This window comes from Mycobacterium sp. BMJ-28, from assembly GCF_054404835.1.
In genome coordinates, this window is sequence record NZ_CM136783.1 from 933,260 (window position 1) to 954,432 (window position 21,173).

Annotated in this window: 20 protein-coding genes and 1 pseudogene; 13 read left to right on the forward strand and 8 right to left on the reverse strand. The window is 67.6% G+C overall.

Annotation, left to right across the window (positions count from 1 at the left end; genetic code table 11):
• Nucleotide 1: 1 nt before the first annotated feature.
• The gene (locus ACXPWS_RS04660) at nt 2-403 is read left to right on the forward strand and encodes a DUF5709 domain-containing protein (RefSeq protein ID WP_458711317.1); all 402 of its coding nucleotides are present in this window, start codon (nt 2-4) and stop codon (nt 401-403) included.
• Between the two features lie 89 nt (nt 404-492).
• Here the strand turns inward: ACXPWS_RS04660 and ACXPWS_RS04665 are convergent, their stop codons facing one another.
• Nucleotides 493-1,704: an MFS transporter gene (locus tag ACXPWS_RS04665; RefSeq protein ID WP_458711318.1), complete on the reverse strand. Its 1,212-nt coding sequence runs from the start codon at nt 1,702-1,704 to the stop codon at nt 493-495.
• A 99-nt stretch (nt 1,705-1,803) separates the two neighbouring features.
• Here ACXPWS_RS04665 and ACXPWS_RS04670 point away from each other — a divergent pair, with 99 nt between their 5' ends.
• A complete protein-coding gene (locus tag ACXPWS_RS04670; protein ID WP_458713414.1) occupies nt 1,804-2,973 on the forward strand; it encodes an ROK family protein in 1,170 nt (389 codons plus the stop codon).
• Here ACXPWS_RS04670 and ACXPWS_RS04675 read toward each other — a convergent pair.
• Complete coding sequence (locus tag ACXPWS_RS04675) at nt 2,954-3,832, reverse strand: LLM class flavin-dependent oxidoreductase (protein WP_458711319.1); 879 nt, start codon at nt 3,830-3,832, stop codon at nt 2,954-2,956. The two genes, ACXPWS_RS04670 and ACXPWS_RS04675, sit on opposite strands and share 20 nt — an antisense overlap.
• 61 nt (nt 3,833-3,893) lie before the next feature.
• On the opposite strand from ACXPWS_RS04675, the gene ACXPWS_RS04680 reads away from it, so the two are divergent.
• Nucleotides 3,894-5,075, forward strand: coding sequence for an MFS transporter (locus tag ACXPWS_RS04680; RefSeq protein ID WP_458711320.1), 1,182 nt, complete (start codon nt 3,894-3,896; stop codon nt 5,073-5,075).
• Here the strand turns inward: ACXPWS_RS04680 and ACXPWS_RS04685 are convergent.
• Nucleotides 5,033-6,238, reverse strand: a complete 1,206-nt coding sequence (locus ACXPWS_RS04685) for a diiron oxygenase (protein ID WP_458711321.1) — start codon at nt 6,236-6,238, stop codon at nt 5,033-5,035. The two genes, ACXPWS_RS04680 and ACXPWS_RS04685, sit on opposite strands and share 43 nt — an antisense overlap.
• A 101-nt stretch (nt 6,239-6,339) precedes the next feature.
• Between ACXPWS_RS04685 and cobF the strand changes: the two genes are divergently transcribed.
• On the forward strand, nt 6,340-7,074 hold the full coding sequence (gene cobF, locus ACXPWS_RS04690) for a precorrin-6A synthase (deacetylating) (RefSeq protein ID WP_458711322.1): 735 nt from the start codon (nt 6,340-6,342) through the stop codon (nt 7,072-7,074).
• A 20-nt stretch (nt 7,075-7,094) separates the two neighbouring features.
• The gene (locus ACXPWS_RS04695) at nt 7,095-7,475 is read left to right on the forward strand and encodes a phage holin family protein (protein WP_458711323.1); all 381 of its coding nucleotides are present in this window, start codon (nt 7,095-7,097) and stop codon (nt 7,473-7,475) included.
• Nucleotides 7,476-7,501: 26 nt separating this feature from the next.
• Here ACXPWS_RS04695 and ACXPWS_RS04700 read toward each other — a convergent pair whose 3' ends face one another.
• Complete coding sequence (locus tag ACXPWS_RS04700; RefSeq protein ID WP_458713415.1) at nt 7,502-8,998, reverse strand: FUSC family protein; 1,497 nt, start codon at nt 8,996-8,998, stop codon at nt 7,502-7,504.
• A gap of 217 nt (nt 8,999-9,215) precedes the next feature.
• On the opposite strand from ACXPWS_RS04700, the pseudogene ACXPWS_RS04705 reads away from it, so the two are divergent.
• From ACXPWS_RS04705 to ACXPWS_RS04720, 4 genes and pseudogenes are all read left to right on the forward strand, one after another.
• Nucleotides 9,216-9,464, forward strand: a pseudogene (locus ACXPWS_RS04705) (DNA-formamidopyrimidine glycosylase family protein); the annotation flags it as partial.
• 129 nt (nt 9,465-9,593) lie between these two features.
• The gene (locus ACXPWS_RS04710) at nt 9,594-10,067 is read left to right on the forward strand and encodes a zinc finger domain-containing protein (protein WP_458713416.1); all 474 of its coding nucleotides are present in this window, start codon (nt 9,594-9,596) and stop codon (nt 10,065-10,067) included.
• Nucleotides 10,068-10,107: 40 nt separating this feature from the next.
• Complete coding sequence (locus ACXPWS_RS04715) at nt 10,108-10,857, forward strand: SDR family oxidoreductase (RefSeq protein WP_458711324.1); 750 nt, start codon at nt 10,108-10,110, stop codon at nt 10,855-10,857.
• 68 nt (nt 10,858-10,925) lie between these two features.
• The gene (locus ACXPWS_RS04720) at nt 10,926-11,243 is read left to right on the forward strand and encodes a hypothetical protein (protein WP_458711325.1); all 318 of its coding nucleotides are present in this window, start codon (nt 10,926-10,928) and stop codon (nt 11,241-11,243) included.
• A gap of 60 nt (nt 11,244-11,303) precedes the next feature.
• Here the strand turns inward: ACXPWS_RS04720 and pgi are convergent, their stop codons facing one another.
• The gene (gene pgi, locus ACXPWS_RS04725) at nt 11,304-12,953 is read right to left on the reverse strand and encodes a glucose-6-phosphate isomerase (protein ID WP_458711326.1); all 1,650 of its coding nucleotides are present in this window, start codon (nt 12,951-12,953) and stop codon (nt 11,304-11,306) included.
• Nucleotides 12,954-13,003: 50 nt separating this feature from the next.
• Between pgi and ACXPWS_RS04730 the strand changes: the two genes are divergently transcribed.
• Nucleotides 13,004-14,452 carry an NAD-dependent succinate-semialdehyde dehydrogenase gene (locus ACXPWS_RS04730; protein WP_458711327.1) on the forward strand — a complete coding sequence of 483 codons (1,449 nt, stop codon included), beginning with the start codon at nt 13,004-13,006 and terminating at the stop codon, nt 14,450-14,452.
• 82 nt (nt 14,453-14,534) lie between these two features.
• Nucleotides 14,535-15,284, forward strand: coding sequence for a molybdate ABC transporter substrate-binding protein (gene modA / locus ACXPWS_RS04735; protein WP_458711328.1), 750 nt, complete (start codon nt 14,535-14,537; stop codon nt 15,282-15,284).
• A 1-nt stretch (nt 15,285) separates the two neighbouring features.
• On the opposite strand, the gene ACXPWS_RS04740 is transcribed toward modA, so the two are convergent.
• On the reverse strand, nt 15,286-15,546 hold the full coding sequence (locus ACXPWS_RS04740) for a chorismate mutase (RefSeq protein ID WP_458711329.1): 261 nt from the start codon (nt 15,544-15,546) through the stop codon (nt 15,286-15,288).
• A gap of 232 nt (nt 15,547-15,778) precedes the next feature.
• On the opposite strand from ACXPWS_RS04740, the gene pcrA reads away from it, so the two are divergent.
• On the forward strand, nt 15,779-18,085 hold the full coding sequence (gene pcrA / locus ACXPWS_RS04745) for a DNA helicase PcrA (RefSeq protein WP_458711330.1): 2,307 nt from the start codon (nt 15,779-15,781) through the stop codon (nt 18,083-18,085).
• Here the strand turns inward: pcrA and ACXPWS_RS04750 are convergent.
• Both ACXPWS_RS04750 and ACXPWS_RS04755 read right to left on the reverse strand, forming a co-directional pair.
• Nucleotides 18,082-18,657 (reverse strand): hypothetical protein, encoded by a 576-nt coding sequence (locus ACXPWS_RS04750; RefSeq protein ID WP_458711331.1) that lies wholly within the window; start codon nt 18,655-18,657, stop codon nt 18,082-18,084. The two genes, pcrA and ACXPWS_RS04750, sit on opposite strands and share 4 nt — an antisense overlap.
• Nucleotides 18,650-19,729: a M23 family metallopeptidase gene (locus ACXPWS_RS04755; RefSeq protein ID WP_458711332.1), complete on the reverse strand. Its 1,080-nt coding sequence runs from the start codon at nt 19,727-19,729 to the stop codon at nt 18,650-18,652. Before ACXPWS_RS04755 ends, ACXPWS_RS04750 begins: the two co-directional genes overlap by 8 nt.
• Nucleotides 19,730-19,999: 270 nt before the next feature.
• On the opposite strand from ACXPWS_RS04755, the gene sucC reads away from it, so the two are divergent.
• On the forward strand, nt 20,000-21,163 hold the full coding sequence (sucC, locus tag ACXPWS_RS04760; RefSeq protein ID WP_458711333.1) for an ADP-forming succinate--CoA ligase subunit beta: 1,164 nt from the start codon (nt 20,000-20,002) through the stop codon (nt 21,161-21,163).
• Nucleotides 21,164-21,173: the final 10 nt, after the last annotated feature.

Below are 21,173 nucleotides of genomic sequence, written 5' to 3' on the forward strand. Positions count from 1 at the left end.
CATGAGTAGTCCAGACAGCCCCGAAGAGACCGCAGGCCTGTACAGCGTCGACGACGATGATCAGCTGACGCAGGAGGACACCCTGCTCGACCGCGGTGTCGACGATCTGCTGGACGAGGGCTATTCACCGCCGGAGAAATGGCAAGAACCGCGTGATCACGACTCGCTGGACCAGTTTCTGGCCGCCGAAGTGCCGGATCCGGCGATGCAACTGGACGAGGCGTACGTCCCCGACGAGCAGGCCGGCGACGACGAGGTGGGCGAGCGCCGATCCGGGCGGCTGGTCGCACCCGACGCGGGTTTCGGTGAGGACGCCGAAGCCGACCTGATCGGCACCGATGTGGGTATCGACGGCGGCGCGGCCTCGGCCGAGGAGGCGGCCGTGCACGTCATCGACGACTGATTGCTGCGTTCGTAGCCGGTGAGCGTGCGCAGAATGCCAGTGATTGCGGCGTGTCACTGTGCAGACACGCGCGCTCGTGGGGTCAGGGGTCAGGGGCGAAAGCGCTGCAGCAGCACCGAGACGGTGAGCACGGCCAGGCCCGCGACCGTCAGCAGCGCACCGGCCGCGGCCGGCGCGGTGTAGCCGTATCCGGCGGCGATCACCACACCGCCGATCCAGGCGCCTGCGGCGTTGGCGATGTTGAGTGCGGAGTGGTTCAGCGCCGCGGCCAGTGACTGGGCGTCGTGCGCCACATCCATCAGCCGGGTCTGCAGGGCCGGGCCGATGGCCGACCCCGCCGCACCGATCAGAAACAGTCCGGGCAGCGCTGTCCACGGACTGTGCGCGGCCAGCACGAACAGGGCCAGCACCACGCCGAGCGCGGTGATCGACAGGTACAACGCGCGCACCACCGAGATGTCGGCCATCTTGCCGCCGGCGAGGTTGCCGATCACCATGCCGAGGCCGAATGCCATCAACGCCAGCGGCACCAGGGCACGGGGCAGCCCGGCCACGTCGGTCATGGTGGTGGCCACGTAGGTGTAGACCGCGAACATGCCACCGAAGCCCACCATGCCGACCAGCAGAGCCAGCCACACCTGCACCCGGCGCAGGGCGCCCAGTTCGGTGAGCGGGCTGCTGACGTGCATGGCACGCAGGTTCGGCACCCAGAACCAGATGGCGATCAGGGTGATCAGCCCGATCGCCACGACGAGGCCGAAGGCGCTGCGCCAGCCGAAGTGCTGGCCCAGCGCGGACGCCACCGGCACACCGACCACGGTCGCGACGGTCAGGCCGGTCAGCACGTGGGCGACGGCCTTGGCACGGTTCTGCGGACCCATCAGGTGCGCGGCGACCAGTGCGGCGATGCCGAAGAAGGCGCCATGCGGAATGCCCGCGACGAAGCGGGCGGCAATCAAGGTGCCGTAGGTCGGAGCGAATACGCTGGCCAGGTTGCCGAGCGTGAACAGTGTCATCAGGGCGAGCACCAGGGTCTTGCGATTCATCCGCGCGGTCAGTGCCGCGATGAGCGGGGCGCCGATCACCACTCCCAGGGCGTATGCGGAGATGACGTGCCCGGCGGTCGGCTCGGAGACGTGCAGGCTCGCCGCGATATCGGGCAGCAGGCCCATCGCGACGAACTCGGTGGTGCCGATCCCGAAACCGCCCACGGCCAGGGCCAACACCGCCAGCCAGCGCACCGTCGGGTCGGGCGCGACGACGGACTGAGGCCGGTGGGGCCGGGCGAGGGTGCGGGACACGCGTTCAACCCTAGGGGCACTTACGCCAGATGGCCAACCGACTTTTGTCTTAAAGGTGACAAAGTGGCGGAACTTACGCTTTCGGTGTTCAATCGGATCATGGCCACCGTCGGCGACGTCTTCGCCCTGATCAGGGAACGCGGCGAAACCACCCGTACCGAGATCGCCGCCGTGACCGGGCTGTCCCGGACGGCGGTGTCGGCCCGGATCGCGGCGCTCTCCGGGGCCGGTCTGGTGCTCGAATGCGAGCAAGCACCGTCCACTGGTGGTCGGCCGGCCACCCCGGTGAGCTTCAACACCGGTGCGGGCGTGGTGCTGTCGGTGGCTGTCGGTATCAGCCGGACCCGGTTGGCGGTGTGCGATCTGGCCGGCGCCGTCCTGGCCCTGTCCGACATCGACCAGGAGGTGGCCCTGGGGCCCGATGACCTGATGCCCGATGTGGTCAAGGGTCTGGACCTCCTGCTGGACGACCATGCCGGCGCGAAGGTGTTCGGTATCGGGCTCAGCCTGCCCGGACCGGTGGACCGCGAACGCGGTTGCAGTCGCGACTCACCCATCCTGCGGGGCTGGGACGGCGTGCCGCTGCGGCCCTATTTCGCGCAGGCACAACGCTTCTCGGATGTCGATGTGATCCTCGACAACGACGCCAACGCCATCGCACTGGCCGAGCGGGGCGGGGAACTCGAGGGGCACAGCGATCTGCTGGTGGTCAAGGCATCCACCGGGCTGGGCGCCGGCATCATCGCCGGCGGGGCGCTGCAACGCGGCACCTCGGGTGCGGCGGGGGAGTTCGGGCACAACAAGATCGCTGCGGCACAAGGCCGTCCGTGCCGGTGCGGCGACATCGGCTGCCTGGAGACCGTCGCCGGGGGCTGGGCGATCGTGCATGAACTGCAGCAGCACGGCTACTCCGTGCGGCATCTGCGGGACGTGGTCGAGTTGGCCAACGGCGGCGATCCCGAGACGCGGCGGATGATCCGCGACAGCGGTCGGCACGTCGGCGAGGGCATCGCTCCCGCGGTGAATCTGCTCAATCCCAAGGTGCTGGTGATCACCGGCGATATGGCCGGTGCCTACGACATCTTCGTTGCCGGCCTGCGGGAAACCCTGTACGGCAACGCCACAGCGATGGCGACCCGTGAACTCGAGGTGGTCGCCTCCGCCCATGGCGGCGAGGCCGCCCCCGTGGGCAGCGCCGCCATGGCGCTGGATCAGGTGCTCGGCGCTTCGGCGGTGGACGGCCTGCTGGCTACGTCGCCTTCGCGATGACGTTCTCGGCGAACCACTCCAGGTTGCGGATCTTGGCATCCAGGGGCTCGGTGTCCTCGCCCATGATGTAGGGAACGCGGAAGCCGACGATCACGTCGGTGACTCCCTTGTCCTCCAGTCGCTTCACCCCGTCCAGGCTGAATCCGTCGATCGAGATGACGTGGATCGCGAACTCGTCCGCCTGCCCGATCCGCTCCTCGGATTCGCGGTACTGCTGCAGCTTTTTCAGCAGCGGGTCGAGTTCCTCGGGGTCGCCACCGCCGTGCATCCAGCCGTCATTGCGGGCGGCGCGCTTGAGCGCGGCGTCGGCGTGCCCGCCGACGAGGATGGGCACCGGCTTGGTGGGCGCGGGTGTCATCTTGATGCTCGGGATGTCGTAGAACTCGCCGTGATACTCGAAGTAGTCGCCCGAGGTGAGGCCGCGGATGATGTCGATGCACTCGTCCATGCGCTTACCGCGCCGGGCGAACGGCACGCCCATGATGTCGTAGTCCTCGGGCCACGGGCTGGTGCCGACGCCCAGGCCGAGCCGATTGCCGAACAGCGCGGCCAGCGAGCCGGCCTGTTTGGCGACCAGCGCCGGCGGCCGGATGGGCAACTTCAGCACGAAGATGTTGAAGTGCAGCTTGGTGGTGACGGCCGAGAGCGCACCGATCAGCGAGAAGGACTCGATGAACGACTTGCCGTCCAGAAACTCCCGGTTTCCGTCCGCGGTGTACAGGTACTTCGAGTCCGATACCTCGGGGTAGGCGATGCTGTCCGGGATGGTCATCGCGTGGTATCCGGCCTCGTCAGCGGCTTTCGCCAACGGGATGTAGTAGCTCGGGTCTGTCATGGCTTCCGCATACGTGAACCGCATGATGCCGATACTAGAACACGTTCTAATTCTGCGGCGCGGAACGGTCGGGCATGATGAGCGCGTGCCGGCTTGGCTTACCCGCAACGTCCGGGTGCTCTCCGCGGTGTCGTTCCTGCAGGACACCGCAAGTGAGTTGCTCTACCCACTGCTGCCGATCTACCTCACCACCGTGCTGGGCGCCCCGCCCGCGATGGTCGGGGCCATCGAGGGGGCGGCGGAGGGCGCGGCATCGCTGACCAAACTGGCCTCCGGCCCGCTGGGTGACCGCTTCGCCCGCCGTCCGCTGATCGCCACCGGATACGGCATGGCCGCGCTGGGCAAGGTGATGGTGGCTGCTTTCGCGTCATGGCAAGGCGTTCTCGCCGGACGGGTGGTGGACCGACTGGGTAAGGGGCTGCGCGGCGCCCCGCGGGACGCGTTGCTGGTCGTCGATGTCGACGATGCCCACCGCGGCCGGGTGTTCGGTTTCCACCGCGCCATGGACACCCTGGGTGCGGTCGTCGGGCCGCTGATCGGGCTGGCCGGGTACGAAATGCTGGACCACCAGATCGCCCCGCTGCTGTGGGTGGCGACGGTGCCGGCCGTGCTCAGCGTCGCTCTGGTGTTCCTGTCCAGGGAACGCAAGCGTCCGACTCCGAAGACGCGACCCCCGATCTTCGCCCGGGTGAAAGACCTGCCGCGCCGGTACTGGCGCACCACCGGTGTGCTGGTGGCGTTCGGGATCATCAACTTCCCCGACGCGCTGCTGTTGTTGCGGCTCAACGAGATCGGCTTCTCGGTCGTCGAGGTGATCTTGGCCTATGTCGGCTACAACGCCGTGTACGCGTTGAGCAGCTATCCGGCCGGAGTGCTGGCCGACCGGATCGGCCGGGTCCGGGTGTTCGGCATCGGCCTGGTGTTCTTCGCCGTCGGGTACGCCGGGCTCGGGCTGACCACCGATCCGGTGGCCGCGTGGCTGCTGATCGGCGCCTACGGGCTGTTCACCGGCTGCACCGACGGCGTCGGCAAGGCATGGATCTCCACACTGGTCGGTGCGGATCTGCAGAGCAGCGCTCAAGGCGTGTTCCAGGGCGCCGGCGGATTCGCGATCCTGTTCGCCGGGGTGTGGGCCGGGCTGGCATGGGGCGGCGACGGCACTGTGCCGCTGTTGATCTCCGGTTGCCTGGGCGGTGTGTTCGCAATCGCCCTGCTGGCCTGGAGCTACCCCAAACGGAACGGTGGCGCACCCGCGCCGGCGATCTGATAACCGCCCTGCTGGGTGCGCTCGGTGCACCGGCCGGTCACCGCGTTGCCGTCGATGACGACCGACACCGCGCCGCGCGGCGTCTCGGCCGGCGCGTCGAATACCGTGCCCTGCCAATGGAACCGGCCGTCGATCGGGTCGAGGTGGCCGGTGAGCCGGACCCGCACCGGGCGGCCGTCCACGGTGGCCGGTCCGTCGTACACGTCCTCGATGAAGGTCCCGGACTCGCCGTCCTCATCGATCGGCGCGGCGATCCTGCCGTTGGGCAGGAACCCGCTGCGCCGCCAGACCCGGCGGGCGATCGGGCCGAGTAGGCCGACCTCTTCGAGGAACGCGGCCAACGGGGCGAACCCGGCGATCTGCGTCTCATGCCGGTGTGCCGAGCTGCGGGCCATCTTGCGGGCGGCGCGGGCGTCCAGGCCGACCCTGCTGTACTGCACCTTGTTGGTGAACAAGAAACGGAAGAACAGGCCACCCGCGCCGTTGAGGTTGCCGATCCAGAACCGCTTCCATCGCGACATCGTAGGCGTGCGCTTGCGCAAGCCGTCCCGGGCGAACTGGATGTGGCGGGCCTCTTCGGTGACATGAATCCGCATGAGCCGCTGCACCATTGGCTGTAGCTCGGGATCGTCCATCATCTGCCGCTGCAGCGAGTCGAAGATCTCCTCGCCGATCAGCGCGGCCACCCACAGCACCGAACCCCGGAAGATGAACGGCAGTCCGTTGATGATGATGCGTTGATAGAGCCGCGGGCGCACCGGTTCGGCGCCGACCTTCGCGATGGCCTTGCCGAACATCACCATGTGCCGGGTCTCGTCGCCCAGCTCGGTCAACTCGTAATGGGTGGTGGCCGCGGTCGGGTCCTGGTGCATCATCTTGCGCAGCAGGGCCTGGTTGAGGATGTTCTCGAACCAGATGCCGGCCGAGAGCGTGTTCACCAGTTCCTGACGGGACAACTCGATCTGCTCGGCCCTGTTCATCGCGTCCCAGAGTGGGGTGCCGTACAGCGACACCACCTTGGGCGGCAGGAAGAACTTGTCCGGGTCCAGTGGCGCATCCCAGTCGATGTCGACGATCGGTGCATAGGACTTGCGCACCGAACCCTTGAGCAGCCGCTCGGCGAACTCCGCACGGGAGGTCTGAGATTTCAGCGAAGACGTCATCGTCGCGCACCTTTCCGTCGGTGAACTCGAAGCTACGTCCGCGGCGCACATTTAGTCAATACCCGCGGTACCGGGTAAATCGATTCCGCTAGCCTTCCACCGTGCGCACCATCCATGTCATCGGTATCGGCGCGGGCGACCCCGACTACGTGACGAGACAGGCGATCTCGGCGCTGAACGACACCCAGGTGTTCTTCGCCATGGACAAAGGGCAGGCCAAGGACGACCTGGTGGCCCTGCGCAGACTGATCTGCGACCGGTTCATCACCGAGCCCGGCTACCGGTTCGTCGAGCTGGCCGACCCCAAGCGGGCGACGGCCGGTGACTATCGGGACAACGTGAACGACTGGCACGCCGCGCGCGCCCGGCTGTGGGCACAGGCCATCGAGGCCGAGCTCGGGACCGACGGGGTGGGCGCGTTTCTCGCCTGGGGTGACCCGTCGCTGTATGACAGCACGCTGCGCATCCTGGAGCGGGTGGCCGAGCATGTCGAGTTCGACTTCGACGTCATCCCGGGGATCACCGCCATCCAGGCGCTCACCGCGCGACACCGCATCGCGCTCAACGACATCGGCGAGCCGGTGCTGATCACCACCGGTCGCCAACTGCGTGAGCACGGCCTCACCGGAGACGCGGTGGTGATGCTCGACGGCGACTGCTCGTTCCTGACGTGCCCACCCGAGACCCGGATCTGGTGGGGCGCCTACCTGGGCACACCGGACGAGCTGCTGGAAACCGGCACCGTCGGCGAGGTGGGCGAGCGGATCGCCGCGCGCCGTGCCGAGGCCAGGACGCGGCACGGCTGGATCATGGACATCTACCTGCTCCGCGCCTGACCCTGGCAGGATTCGCCGGTATGGGATCGTTTCTGCTGCGCGCTGCACTGACCGGACTGGCGCTATGGGTGGTGACGCTCGTCGTGCCGGGGATGAGCTTCATCGGCGGGGACGGCCCGGTGGCGCGCGCCGGCATCATCTTCGTCGTCGCGGTCATCTTCGGGCTGGTCAACGCCGTCATCAAGCCGATCGTGCAGATCATCTCGATACCGCTCTACATTCTCACGCTGGGCCTGTTCCACGTCGTCGTCAACGCGCTGATGTTGTGGCTCACGTCGTGGATCACCGAACACACCACGCACTGGGGCCTGTTCATCGACGACTTCTGGTGGACCGCGATCTGGGCGGCGATCGTGCTGTCGGTGGTCAGCTGGCTGCTGTCGCTGGTGGTGCGCTCCTGACGTGGAAGCTGCTGCGCCGAAACGCCTCAGCCGTGTTCGGCACTCCAGCATGCAGACAGGGTGCGGTAGGCGTCGTGCTCGGCGGCGGCGACCGTCGGCCACAGTCGTTCGGCGGCGTCGCGCTGGGCCGCCGAGCCGCCGACCGCACTCTGGTAGGCATCCAGCATCGCCATCGCGTGTATCTGCAGATCGCGCCGGTCGGCCCGGGCCGGCGCGGTACCGACCGCGCCGGCCCGCAGATGCGCCGTGGTGGCCGCGATCGCCGTGACGGTGGCGTCGACGGCCTCGGTCACCGGTGCCGGGCCGCGCCGGTGGATCGAGATCCGGTACACCAGAAGTGCTGCCGCACAGCCGATCACGGTGTCCAGGCCACGCGCCAGGAGTAGGTGGCCCAGATCGGCGACCGGGTGGCCGCCCGCCGCGATCGTCAAGGCGATCGGGGTGATGAACACCACGGCGATCGCGTAGTTGCGCACCACGAACATCTCGATGGTGAACTGCAGCACCGCGATCACCGCGACCAGCCACACACCTTGCGGATGCCAGGCCAGGATCAGGCCGGCCAGCCCCAGACCCAGCCAGGTGCCCGCCAGCCGCTCGATCCCGCGTTGCACGGTGCGCAGCCAGTCGAAGCCCTGATGCAACATCAGTACCGCGGCCGCCATCGCCCAGTAGGCATGATCGATCGACAGCGCCACCGCCACCGCCCCGGCCAGTGCGACGGCGACACCGACCAGCACCGCGAGCCGTGACGATGCAGAACCCGGCGTGACCGCGTGACGCAGCAGTGTGAGATTGCCCGGACGGCCGAGCGGGAGCTCGCGTGCCCGCTCGGGATCGGCGAACGACGTGTCATCGATGTCGGGTAACGGTTCGCCACGGTCGGCGGCGCCCATCGCCGCCGCGAAAATCCGGTGCAGACGGTGGTTCTCGGCGCGTAACCGCTGCAGTGTGCCGTCCTGCTTGGGCCGGGCCGGCTCGAAATTGACCAACGTGACCCAGGCCTGGTGCAGGGCGCGGGCCGCCTGGTGACGGTCGGTGCTCTCGGTGGAGTCCAGGTAGCGCCCGACGGCGGCGCGCGCAGCTTCCACCGCCGCGTGCTCGGGCCCGCGTGGACGCCACAGCGCCGCAACCATATGCACCAGCCAGGCGAACGCCCCGCCTGCCAGCACCAGCGCGCCGATATGCCACGGGGTCAGGTGGGTGGCGGCCGTCGCGGTGCCGGCCGCGCAACCCAGCATGAACATGTAGGCACCCGGCGGCCCGACGCTCAGCGCGTGGCACACCAGCACGGCCACCATCGCGATCACCGTGATGGTCACCAGACCGAGCGCCGGAATCTGCGCCGCCCAGTCGCCGAGGGCCACCGCCGCGGCGAAGCTCAGCGCGATGACCGCCAGATAGCCGGCCCGATTGAGGTACGGCCGGCCGCTGCCGTACAGGGCGGTGAATCCGCCGATGGTCGCGATGAGCCCGGCCGCAGTATCGCCGGCCAGCCAGCCCACCAGCACCGGCACCGCCATGCAGACGCCGGCCCGCAGCGCGAAGCGCCACCGCCCGGGCGCCGGGTTGAGGATGAACACGCGGCGCAGGAACGGTGGCACCTGCCGACGATATCGCCGCGCCCGCCCCTAATTTCCCCCCTCGCTTCGCTCGCGCCGGGGTTTATTTCCCCCCTCGCTGCGCTCGCCCCGATACTTTCCCCCGTCGCTTCGCTCGCCCCGATGACACACTGGAACCATGCCCGAATTGCCTGAGATCGAGGCACTCGCCGATCACCTGCGCCGGCACGCCGTCGGACGGCAGATCACCCGAGTGGACGTGGCGGCCCTCTCGGTGCTCAAGACGTTCGATCCGCCGGTCTCCGCCCTGCACGGGCAGACCGTCACCGGTGCCGCGCGGTGGGGCAAGTACCTGGGCCTGCAGGCGGGCGATCTGTACCTGATCACGCATCTGTCCCGGGCCGGGTGGCTGCGCTGGTCGGACAAACTGTCACCCACCCCGCTGAAACCAGGGAAAGGGCCGATCGCCCTGCGCGTACATCTGGACGGCGAGGGGTTCGACCTCACCGAGGCGGGCACTCAGAAGCGCCTGGCGGTGTGGGTGGTGACCGATCCGATGGCAGTGCCGCAGATCGCCGCGCTGGGCCCCGATGCGTTGTCCCTGGGGCCCGCCGAGCTGGCCGAGGTGCTGGCCAAGCAGACCGGGCGGATCAAGACCGTCCTCACCGACCAGAAGATCATCGCCGGCATCGGCAACGCCTACAGCGACGAAATCCTGCATGTGGCAAAGCTTTCACCGTTCGCCACGGCGGCCAAACTGACCGCCGATCAACTCGGGGCGCTGCACGACGCGATCGTGTCGGTCCTCACCGATGCGGTGACCCGGTCGGTGGGACAGGGTGCCGCCACGTTGAAGGGCGAGAAGCGATCGGGTTTGCGGGTGCACGCACGCACCGGGCTGCCCTGTCCGGTGTGCGGGGACACCGTCGCCGAGGTGTCCTTCGCCGACAAGTCGTTCCAGTACTGCCCGACGTGTCAGACCGGGGGCAAGAAACTGGCGGACCGGCGGATGTCCCGGCTGCTCAAGTAGCGGTTCATCACCAGTTGTCTAACTCGGTTATTCTGCTGCCATGACTCGCCAGAAGATCCTGATTACCGGAGCAAGTTCCGGGTTGGGGGCCGGGATGGCCCGCGCCTTCGCAGCCCAGGGCCGTGACCTGGCGCTTTGCGCGCGTCGGACCGACCGTCTGGACGAGCTGAAGGCCGAGATCGCGCAGCGGCATCCCTACGTCAAGGTGGCGGTGGCGGCGCTGGACGTCAACGATCACGAGGCCATCCCGCGGGTCTTCGGAGAGCTTTCCGAGGAACTGGGCGGTATCGACCGGGTCATCGTGAATGCCGGCATCGGCAAGGGCTGGCCGCTGGGGGAAGGCAAGCCGTGGGCCAACAAGGCCACCATCGAGACCAACCTGATCGCCGGGATGGCGCAGATCGAGACCGCGCTGGAGATGTTCAAGAAATCCGGCGGGGGACACCTGGTGCTCATCTCGTCGGTGCTCGGTAACACCGGAGTGCCCGGCGGCAAGGCCGCCTACTGCGCCAGTAAGGCCGGGATGACCTCGCTGGGCGAGTCGCTGCGGGCCGAATACGACAAGGGCCCGATCCGCGTCACCGTCATCGAACCCGGATACATCGAATCCGAGATGACGGCGAAGTCGGCGTCGACGCTGCTGATGGTGGACAACGAGACCGGGGTGCGTGCCATGGTCAATGCCATCGAGAAGGAGAAGGGCCGCGCCGTGGTACCCAGCTGGCCGTGGGCCCCGTTGACCCAGATCATGCGACTGCTGCCGCCGAAGTACACCAAACGTTTCGCCTGATCGTCGCGATCGTCATGTTTCAGCCTGTGCGGTAGCCGGGTAGTCGACACCACATGATGGTGAAACTGATGAAGACGATGCCCCTTCTGTTCACAGGTGTCGCTGCCGCGGGAGCCATCGCGTTTGCCCCGGCCGCCACGGCCGAGCCGATGCCGCCTGCGCCCCCGGCCCCGGGCTGCTACAACCCGGACGGCACCCCGTGTACCCCGTCGGCCGGCTCGCAGGGTGCCGGTGCCGAGGTGCCCGGCGGTCCCGGTGCCCAGGCCGGCGCGGATGGTCGCGTGTCCGCAGGTGTGCCGGGCGGACCGTGGGCCGAAGCCGGACCCGGCGGCGGCGTGGCCTGCGTCCCGGGCGGCCCGTGCCGGACCATCCAGCTCCCCGGCTGATCAATTGAGTGATTTCGGCGCGCCCACCCGCGATGACCGCGGGTGAGCGCGCCGAAATCGCTATGCGCTGCGGCCTCTTTCGGTCCGGTATCGCCGCACCAGGGCGTCGGTCGAGGTGTCGGTCTGCTCGGCCGGCGCGCTGTCGCTGGTGAGCGCCGAGAGCAAGGCCTTGGCCTGGGTCTTGCCCAGCTCCACACCCCACTGGTCGAACGAGTCGATTCCCCAGATGACACCCTCGGTGAAGACCTGGTGCTCATACAGCGCGATCAGCTGGCCGACCACCGACGGTGTCAGCTTGGTGGCCAGGATCGACGTGGTGGGCCGGTTGCCCGGCATCACCTTGTGCGCCACCACCTCGGCCGGGGTGCCTTCTGCCGCGATCTCGTGGGCGGTCTTGCCGAAGGCCAGCACCTGGGTCTGGGCGAAGAAATTGCTCATCAGCAGGTCGTGCATGCTGCCGGTGCCGTCGGCGGTGGGCAGATCGTCGGTGGGCTGACTGAATCCGATGAAGTCGGCCGGAATCAGCCGGGTGCCCTGGTGCAGCAGTTGGTAGAAGGCGTGCTGGCCGTTGGTTCCCGGTTCGCCCCAATAGATTTCGCCGGTACCGGTGGTGACCGGTGTGCCGTCGGCCTGTACCGACTTGCCGTTGGACTCCATGGTCAGCTGCTGCAGGTATGCCGCGAACCGGGCCAGATCGTTGGAGTAAGGCAGCACCACACGCGACTGCGCGCCGAAGAAGTTGTTGTACCAGAGCCCGATCAGGCCCAGCAGTGCCGGCGCGTTCTCGGCCAGCGGTGCGGTGCGGAAATGCTCGTCGACCAGATGGAAGCCGGCCAGGAACTCGGCGAAGCGTTCCTTGCCGATGGCCGCCATCACCGACAGGCCGATCGCCGAGTCCACCGAGTAGCGCCCGCCCACCCAATCCCAGAAGCCGAACATGTTCGCGGTGTCGATGCCGAACTCGTCGACCAGGCGCTTGTTGGTGGAGACGGCCACGAAATGCTTGGAAACGGCGGCGTCGCCGAGGGCGCCGGTGAGCCAGCGCCGCGCCGCGGTGGCGTTGGTCAGGGTCTCCAGGGTGGAGAACGTCTTGGAGGCGACGATGAAAAGCGTTGTGGCAGGGTCGAGTCCGTCGAGCTTGGCGACGAGGTCGGCGGGATCGACATTGGACACGAAGCGCGCCGAGATGCCCGCGTCGGCGTAATGGCGCAGCGCGTCGTACACCATCACCGGGCCGAGATCCGATCCACCGATGCCGATGTTGACCACGGTGGTGATCCGCTGCCCGGTGGCGCCGGTCCACTCGCCGGAGCGCAACCGGTCGGTGAACGCGCCCATCGCGTCGAGCACCGAATGCACATCGGCCACCACGTCCTGGCCGTCGACGGTGAGGGCCGCTCCGCGCGGCAGCCGCAGGGCGGTGTGCAGGACGGCCCGGTCCTCGGAGGTGTTGATGTGCACGCCGGAGAACATCGCGTCGCGACGGCCCTCCAGGTCAGCGGCCTTGGCGAGATCGACCAGCAAACCCAGTGTTTCGCGGGTTACGCGGTGCTTGCTGTAGTCGACATAGAGGTCTCCGACGGTCAGCGTCAGCTCGGTGCCGCGGCCCGGATCTTCGGCGAAGACCTCCCGAAGATTCTTCGACGCGATGGCGTCATGATGACGGGCCAGCGAATGCCATGCGGGCGTAGCGGTGATGTCAGCACTCATTCTTCAGACCTTAGTGCGGTGTGCGTGTCGAGGGTGTACATGATGGATGTATGCGCATTGAAGAGCTGATTTCATCCGTGCCCACCGGACTGTGGATCGGCGGTGAGGAGCGGGCCGGCTCGTCGACCTTCGAGGTACGCAATCCGGCCACCGACGAGGTGATCACCTCGGTGGCCGACGCGACCCCCGCCGACGGTATCGCCGCGCTGGACGCCGCGGCGGCCGTCCAGGCCGACTGGGCCGCCACCCCGGCCCGCGAGCGTGGCGAAATTCTGCGTTCGGTCTTCGAAACCCTCACCGCCCGTGCCGAAGACGTGGCCACCCTGATGACGCTGGAGATGGGCAAGGTGATCGCCGAGAGCCGCGGCGAGGTGAAATACGGCTCCGAGTTCTTCCGCTGGTTCTCCGAGGAAGCCGTGCGCATCGGCGGCCGCTACACGCACAGCCCGGCCGGTACCGGCCGGATCGTGGTCACCAAGATGCCCGTCGGGCCCTGCTACGCGATCACGCCGTGGAACTTCCCGCTGGCGATGGGCACCCGCAAGATCGGCCCGGCACTGGCCGCGGGCTGCACCATGCTGGTCAAGCCGGCGCAGGAGACCCCGCTGACCATGCTGTTGCTGGGCAAGCTGATCGACGAGGCCGGATTGCCCAAGGGCGTGCTGTCCGTGCTTCCCACGTCGAACCCGGGTGCGCTGACCACCGCGCTGATCGATGACGGCCGGTTACGCAAGCTGACCTTCACCGGCTCCACCGGCGTGGGCAAGGCACTCGTGAAGCAGTCGTCGGACAAGCTGCTGCGCACATCGATGGAACTCGGCGGCAATGCGCCGTTCGTGGTGTTCGACGACGCCGATGTCGACGCCGCGGTCGAGGGTGCGCTGCTGGCCAAGATGCGCAACGGCGGCGAGGCGTGCACCGCCGCCAACCGCTTCCATGTGGCGAACTCGGTGCGTGCGGAGTTCACCGAGAAGCTGGTGAAGCGGATGGGCGAGTACCAGCTGGGCAATGGCCTGGATGACTCGTCGACGCTGGGTCCGCTGATCTCGCCCAAGCAGCTGGGCATCGTCAACACCCTGGTGGCCGACGCCGTCGAACGCGGAGCCGAGGTCGCCGTCGGCGGTGAAGCACCAGCCGGGCCGGGCAACTTCTACCCGGCGACCGTGCTGGCAGGCGTGCCCGCCGACGCCCGGATCCTCAAGGAGGAGGTGTTCGGACCCGTCGCCCCGATCGCCGGATTCGACACCGAGGAAGAAGGTATCGCCGCGGCCAACGACACCGAATACGGCCTGGCGTCCTACATCTACACCCAGTCGCTGGACCGCGCGCTGCGGGTGGCCGAGGCCATCGAGTCGGGCATGGTCGGGGTGAACCGCGGCGTGATCTCGGATCCGGCCGCGCCGTTCGGCGGAGTGAAGGAGTCCGGGTTCGGCCGCGAGGGCGGGTCCGAGGGCATCGAGGAGTACCTGGAGACCAAGTACATCGCCTTCACCGCGTGACCCGGTACCGTCCAAGCTCACCTTCGGGCCACTTTGTGCCAGTGGTGTTCGGCATTGCGTCGATCTCGGCGCAGGAGAAACTATGAAACGCATGGTGGTGCTGGCACTCGCCGCGGCCGCGCTGGCCGGCGGGTGCAGTGCGGACAAGCCGGCGCAGGCCCAGCATCTGGTGGTGTTCGCGGCGGCGTCGCTGAAGCAGACGTTCACCCAGATCGGCGAGCAGTTCAAAACCGACAATCCCGGTGCGACGGTGGAGTTCTCCTTCGCCGGTTCCGCCGATCTGGTGACGCAGCTGACGCAGGGTGCCAAAGCCGATGTGTTCGCCTCGGCCGACACCTCGAACATGGACAAGGCGGCCCGGGCCGGCCTGCTGGCCGGGGCTCCGGTGAACTTCGCGACGAACGTCCTGACCATCGCGGTGGCGCCCGGTAATCCCAAGGGCATCAAGACGTTCCGGGATCTGACCCGGCCGGGGCTGGCCGTGGTGACGTGTGCGCCGCAGGTGCCGTGCGGTGCGGCCACCAAGAAGGTGGAGGACGCCACGAAGGTGACCCTTGCGCCGGTCAGCGAGGAGTCCTCGGTGACCGACGTGCTCGGCAAGGTCTCCACCGGCCAGGCCGACGCCGGGCTGGTGTACATCACCGACGTCGCGGGAGCGGCAGGCAAGGTCGAGGGCGTCGCGTTCCCGCAGAGTTCCGGTGCGGTGAACACCTATCCGATCGCCAGGCTCAACGGTGCGGCCGACGCGGACCTGGCGAAGAAGTTCATCGACACGGTGACCGGGGAAACCGGCCGGAAGGTGCTCGCCAAGGCCGGTTTCGGAAGTCCGTGAGCTAGTGGCCGAGCCTGCCGCGGCCCATGCGCAGCAGCAGCATTGCCAGGTCCTTGCCCTCGGGGCCGAGTTCGCTGTAGCGCTCGATGACCTTCATCTCACGGCTGTGCACCAGGCGGGTGCCGCCGGAGGCCATCCGGATCTTGCCGATGGTCTGGGAGACCTCTTTGCGGCGCTTGATCGCGGCCAGGATCTCGGCGTCCAGCCGGTCGATCTCCACGCGCAGATCGTCGATGTTCGGGGCTTCGGTTTCGGTACTCATGGTTTCCTCGCTGTTGGTGGGTTTTGGTTTCATCCGGTTCCGGGCCTCACACAACAGACGAGCCCCGGATCCGATGCGGACCGCGGGGCTCTGGGGAAGCAGCTAGACCACGGGCACCGCGGATCGGTACCCGTAAAAAAATCGTCCCTGCTGATGGAGCACAAATCGAGTGTGCCACTAACGGCCGGGCCAGCGCAAAGTGTCTGCCCACGGTTGTAGGTTTGACTGCGATATGACTCTTGCTGCTGATACCGACAACCTGCTCGACGGCCTCAACCCGCAGCAGCGCCAGGCCGTGCTGCACGAAGGTTCGCCGCTGCTCATCGTGGCCGGTGCCGGTTCCGGTAAGACCGCGGTGCTCACCCGGCGCGTCGCCTATCTGCTGGCCGCCCGCGATGTCGGTGTCGGCCAGATCCTGGCCATCACGTTCACCAACAAGGCCGCCGCCGAGATGCGCGAGCGGGTGGTGGAGCTGGTCGGCCCCCGGGCGCGCAACATGTGGGTGTCGACGTTCCACTCGATGTGCGTGCGGATCCTGCGCAACCAGGCCTCGCTGTTGCCGGGACTGAACTCCAACTTCTCCATCTACGACGCCGACGACTCGCGCCGGTTGCTGATGATGATCGCCAAGGACATGGGCCTGGACACCAAGCGGTACTCGCCGCGGATGCTGTCCACCGGCATTTCCAACCTGAAGAACGAATTGATCGACCCCGAGCGCGCCGTCGCCGAGCTGACCGATTCCTCCGACGACATGTCGCGCACGGTGGCCGCGGTGTTCGGCGAGTACCAGCGCCGGCTGCGGGCGGCGAATGCGCTGGACTTCGACGACCTGATCGGCGAGACGGTCGGGGTGCTGCAGGCCTTCCCCCAGATCGCGCAGTACTACCGCCGCCGGTTCCGGCACATCCTGGTCGACGAATACCAGGACACCAACCATGCCCAGTACATGCTGGTGCGCGAATTGGTGGGGCACGCCGACGCCGGCACCGCGGATCAGGTGCCGCCCAGTGAGCTGTGTGTGGTCGGTGACGCGGACCAGTCCATCTACGCGTTCCGCGGCGCCACCATCCGCAACATCGAGGACTTCGAGCGCGACTACCCGGATGCGACCACCATTCTGCTGGAACAGAATTACCGCTCCACCCAGACCATTCTGAACGCGGCCAACGCCGTCATCTCCCGCAACGCCGGCCGCCGGGAGAAGCGGCTGTGGACGGACTCCGGGGAGGGCGAGCTGATCGTCGGCTATGTCGCCGACAACGAGCACGACGAGGCACGGTTCGTCGCCGGTGAGATCGACGCACTGGCCGACCAGAACGAGATCACCTACAACGACGTCGCGGTGTTCTACCGCACAAACAACTCCTCCCGCGCGCTGGAAGAGGTGTTCATCCGGTCCGGCATTCCGTACAAGGTCGTCGGCGGTGTGCGCTTCTACGAGCGCAAGGAGATCCGCGACATCGTCGCCTACCTTCGGGTGCTGGACAACCCGGGTGACTCGGTGAGTATGCGGCGCATCCTCAACACCCCGCGCCGCGGGATCGGCGACCGGGCCGAGGCGTGTGTGGCGGTGTACGCGGAGAACACCGGATCCAGTTTCAACGACGCGCTGCAGGCCGCCGCCGAGGGCAAGGTCCCGATGCTCAACACCCGCTCGGAGAAGGCGATCGCCGGATTCACCGAGCTGCTCGACGGGCTGCGGGCCCAACTCGACGGCGAACTCGGCGACCTGGTCGAGTCGGTACTGGACCGTACCGGCTACCGTCGCGAACTCGAAACCTCGAGCGACCCACAGGACCTGGCCCGGCTGGACAACCTGAATGAATTGGTCAGCGTCGCACACGAATTCAGCATCGATCTGGCCAATGCCAAGGCGCTGCGCGAAGAAGAGGACGAGCTCGACGAGGACATCCCCGACACCGGGGTGCTGGCCCAGTTCCTGGAGCGGGTTTCGCTGGTCGCCGATGCGGACGGGATACCCGAACACGGATCGGGAGTCGTCACCATGATGACCCTGCACACCGCCAAAGGTCTGGAATTCCCGGTGGTTTTCGTCACCGGCTGGGAGGACGGCATGTTCCCGCACATGCGCGCCCTCGGTGATCCGATGGAGTTGTCCGAGGAGCGGCGGCTGGCCTACGTGGGTATCACCCGGGCCAGGCAGCGGCTCTACCTCAGCCGGGCCAAGGTGCGCTCGTCGTGGGGGCAGCCGATGCTCAACCCGGAATCACGCTTCCTGCGTGAGATCCCGGAGGAGCTGATCAACTGGCGGCGCACCGAGACGCCGGCCTCGGTGTTGAGCGCCCCACGCAGCGTGGGACGGTTCGCCGACAGCGCACGCCCGGCGCCGGCCAAGGCGCGCAACCGCACCGTGATCACCCTGGAACCCGGGGATCGCGTCACCCACGACAAATACGGGCTGGGCCGGGTGGAAGAGGTCTCCGGTGTCGGCGAATCGGCCATGTCGCTCATCGATTTCGGCAGCGCCGGCCGGGTCAAGCTGATGCACAACCACGCGCCGGTGAGCAAGCTCTAACTGCGCGCCCACCGCCCGGTCGCCGGCACCAGCGCCAGCACGATCGCCGCGACCGGCAGCACCGGCATGGCATACACGACGGGGTGCAGCCTGGCCCCGGCGAGGAACAGGCAGCCGAAGATCAGCAGACCGATGCTGGCGCCGACGACGATCAGCTGCCGTCCCAGCCTGCGGCGCAGCAGCAGGGTGATCAGGCCCCCGATGCCGGCGGCTGCCGAGATGGCGGTGAGGAATCCGATGGCGACGCAGAACAATCGGTCGGTGTGCCACCACCCCGCGATCAGGTCGGTGGCGATGACGGCAGTGGCCCAGCCGGTCAGGATGCTGAATACCGCGGCCGCGATCGCCGGGGCCGCACCGGCTTCCCGGCGCGGCGCGACGGCCTGCGGTGTGGGGCGGGGGATGTAGCCGGTCTGTTCGGGTTCGGCCGGGCTGCGCACGAAGGTGGTGCGCTCATCGTCCAGGGCAGCCGAGAGAGCGGGAAAGGAGCCGGTCGGGCTCCGGCGGATGATGCTCGTGCGCGGCTCGTGCGGGTTGGTGGCGTTGGGGGGCTCTGCGCTCACGTCATCCAACGTAGGTGCCGGGGCTAAGCCCCCGCTGTGCAAGCCACGGCACCGGGTCGATCCGGTTGGAGCCGTTCAGCAGAACTTCGAAGTGGCAGTGCGGGCCGGTGGAGTTGCCGCGGTTGCCGATGGTGGCGATCTGGTCGCCGGCCATCACGCGCTGACCGACGGACACCAGCCAGGTGTTGACGTGGCCATACAGGGTGACGGTGCCGTCGTTGTGCCGGATCTTGACCCATGCGCCGTAGCCCGCGGTGGGGCCGGCGTCGACGACGGTGCCGTCGCTGACGGCCACGATCGGCGTGCCGATCGGTCCGGCGATGTCGATGCCGGCGTGCAGCACGCCCCAGCGGTACCCGAAGCCCGACGTCCACACACCCTTGGTGGGCATCACGAACAGCGGCCGGGACAGCCGCGCCTCGCGCTCGGCGCGTTCCTGGGCGAAGGCGGCGGCCTTGGTGATCTCCTCGGCGTGCACCGACGAACTGGCGGCCGGCTCCACGGTGACGATCTGCATGCCATCGGCCGAGCCGGTGATGACGCCGCCGCTGATACCGGTTTGTGCGCCGGTCAGCACGGTGTCCGAGGCGGACGTCGAGGTATCGGCCGTGCTCAGGGTGTAGGCACCCGAGGCCGTCGCACCGGCGGCCATGGCCGCGATCAGCAGCCTGCTCTTGACCGCGCCGACGGTCTGCTTGCGGTGGGCGCCGCCGAGTCGCTGACCGCGGATGTCGATCACATCGGTCTTGGCCAGACCGTCACTCAGGTCGGTGTGGCTGTCGCGGTAGCCGCGGTGCGAGGCCCGCGGCTGGTCGGACGGGTCTGCTTCGAATTCGGCGGGGACGGCCAGCCGCAGGGGTACCAGGTCGTCGGTGTCGTGCAGATCGTCGAGTTCGGGAGCGGCGATGACACGCTGTTCCTTGTCGAACGCGGAGCTGTCCCGGAAGTCGAGTTCGTGCAGGTCACCGAACTCGTTGAACGGGATGATGTCGGTGACTTCGGCGGCAGAGGGGGCGGTGATCGTGGTGCGAGCGCTCGTCGCTGTTCCCTTGGGGGAGCGGTGCGAACTGTGCTCAGGCAACCTGCGATGTCCTTCTTTTCGTGACCTTGCCGTGATCTGGACCAGTAGGCACGTTAACCAAACCCCAATGTTGGTGGCAACCCAAGCGGGTATTCCAGGGGGGATTGTGACTTGTATCACTGGTGGGTCGCGGTGAGATTTAGCACAAGTCAGGTGGGCGATAGCGGTGGTCGCGCCGAGGGTCGATAAAGTGCCCAGCGAGCCGGTCAGGCCCAAACGCTGAAGTGAATTCAAACGTCAACGCAGACAGACAGGGATTTCTCAGAGCTCATGGATCTCTTCGAATATCAGGCGAAAGAGCTGTTCGCCAAGCACAACGTCCCCACCACCCCCGGCCGGGTCACCGACTCGGCCGAGGACGCCAAGGCGATCGCCGAGGAGATCGGTAAGCCGGTCATGGTGAAGGCTCAGGTCAAGGTCGGCGGCCGCGGCAAGGCCGGCGGCGTGAAGTACGCGGCCACCCCCGAGGACGCCTTCACCCACTCGCAGAACATCCTCGGTCTGGACATCAAGGGCCACGTCGTGAAGAAGCTGCTGGTCGCCGAGGCCAGTGACATCGCCGAGGAGTACTACATCTCCTTCCTGCTCGACCGCTCCAACCGCACCTACCTGGCCATGTGCTCGGTCGAGGGCGGCATGGAGATCGAAGAGGTCGCCGCGACCAAGCCCGAGCGCCTCGCCAAGGTCCCCGTTAACGCCGTCACGGGTGTCGATCTGGCCTTCGCCCGCTCCATCGCCGAGCAGGGCCACCTGCCCGCCGAGGTGCTGGACGCCGCCGCGGTGACCATCCAGAAGCTGTGGGAGGTCTTCGTCGGCGAGGACGCCACCCTGGTCGAGGTCAACCCGCTGGTGCGCACGCCCGACGACCAGATCCTGGCCCTGGACGGCAAGGTCACCCTGGACGCCAACGCCGATTTCCGCCAGCCCGGCCACGCCGAGTTCGAGGACAAGGACGCCACCGATCCCCTCGAGCTCAAGGCCAAGGAGAACGACCTCAACTACGTCAAGCTCGACGGCGAGGTCGGCATCATCGGTAACGGCGCCGGTCTGGTCATGTCGACCCTGGACGTCGTCGCCTACGCCGGTGAGAAGCACGGCAACGTCAAGCCCGCCAACTTCCTCGACATCGGTGGTGGCGCCTCGGCCGAGGTGATGGCCGCCGGCCTGGACGTCATCCTCAATGACTCTCAGGTCAAGAGCGTGTTCGTGAACGTGTTCGGTGGCATCACCGCCTGTGACGCGGTGGCCAACGGCATCGTCAAGGCACTGGAGATCCTCGGCGACGAGGCCAACAAGCCGCTCGTGGTGCGCCTGGACGGCAACAACGTCGAAGAGGGCCGCCGCATCCTGGCCGAGGCCAACCATCCCCTGGTCATCCAGGCCGAGACCATGGACGCCGGGGCCGACAAAGCCGCCGAGCTGGCCAACAAGTAAGGGAGCCGAA

Coding starts and splice junctions, on each gene's coding strand:
- ACXPWS_RS04660 (WP_458711317.1), top strand. CDS start 2: ATGAGTAGTCCAGACAGCCCCGAAGAGACCGCAGGCCTGTACAGCGTC.
- ACXPWS_RS04670 (WP_458713414.1), top strand. CDS start 1,804: ATGGCCACCGTCGGCGACGTCTTCGCCCTGATCAGGGAACGCGGCGAA.
- ACXPWS_RS04675 (WP_458711319.1), bottom strand. CDS start 3,832: ATGCGGTTCACGTATGCGGAAGCCATGACAGACCCGAGCTACTACATC.
- ACXPWS_RS04685 (WP_458711321.1), bottom strand. CDS start 6,238: ATGACGTCTTCGCTGAAATCTCAGACCTCCCGTGCGGAGTTCGCCGAG.
- ACXPWS_RS04695 (WP_458711323.1), top strand. CDS start 7,095: ATGGGATCGTTTCTGCTGCGCGCTGCACTGACCGGACTGGCGCTATGG.
- ACXPWS_RS04700 (WP_458713415.1), bottom strand. CDS start 8,998: ATGGCGGTGCCGGTGCTGGTGGGCTGGCTGGCCGGCGATACTGCGGCC.
- ACXPWS_RS04710 (WP_458713416.1), top strand. CDS start 9,594: ATGGCAGTGCCGCAGATCGCCGCGCTGGGCCCCGATGCGTTGTCCCTG.
- ACXPWS_RS04715 (WP_458711324.1), top strand. CDS start 10,108: ATGACTCGCCAGAAGATCCTGATTACCGGAGCAAGTTCCGGGTTGGGG.
- ACXPWS_RS04720 (WP_458711325.1), top strand. CDS start 10,926: ATGAAGACGATGCCCCTTCTGTTCACAGGTGTCGCTGCCGCGGGAGCC.
- pgi (WP_458711326.1), bottom strand. CDS start 12,953: ATGAGTGCTGACATCACCGCTACGCCCGCATGGCATTCGCTGGCCCGT.
- ACXPWS_RS04730 (WP_458711327.1), top strand. CDS start 13,004: ATGCGCATTGAAGAGCTGATTTCATCCGTGCCCACCGGACTGTGGATC.
- modA (WP_458711328.1), top strand. CDS start 14,535: ATGAAACGCATGGTGGTGCTGGCACTCGCCGCGGCCGCGCTGGCCGGC.
- ACXPWS_RS04740 (WP_458711329.1), bottom strand. CDS start 15,546: ATGAGTACCGAAACCGAAGCCCCGAACATCGACGATCTGCGCGTGGAG.
- pcrA (WP_458711330.1), top strand. CDS start 15,779: ATGACTCTTGCTGCTGATACCGACAACCTGCTCGACGGCCTCAACCCG.
- sucC (WP_458711333.1), top strand. CDS start 20,000: ATGGATCTCTTCGAATATCAGGCGAAAGAGCTGTTCGCCAAGCACAAC.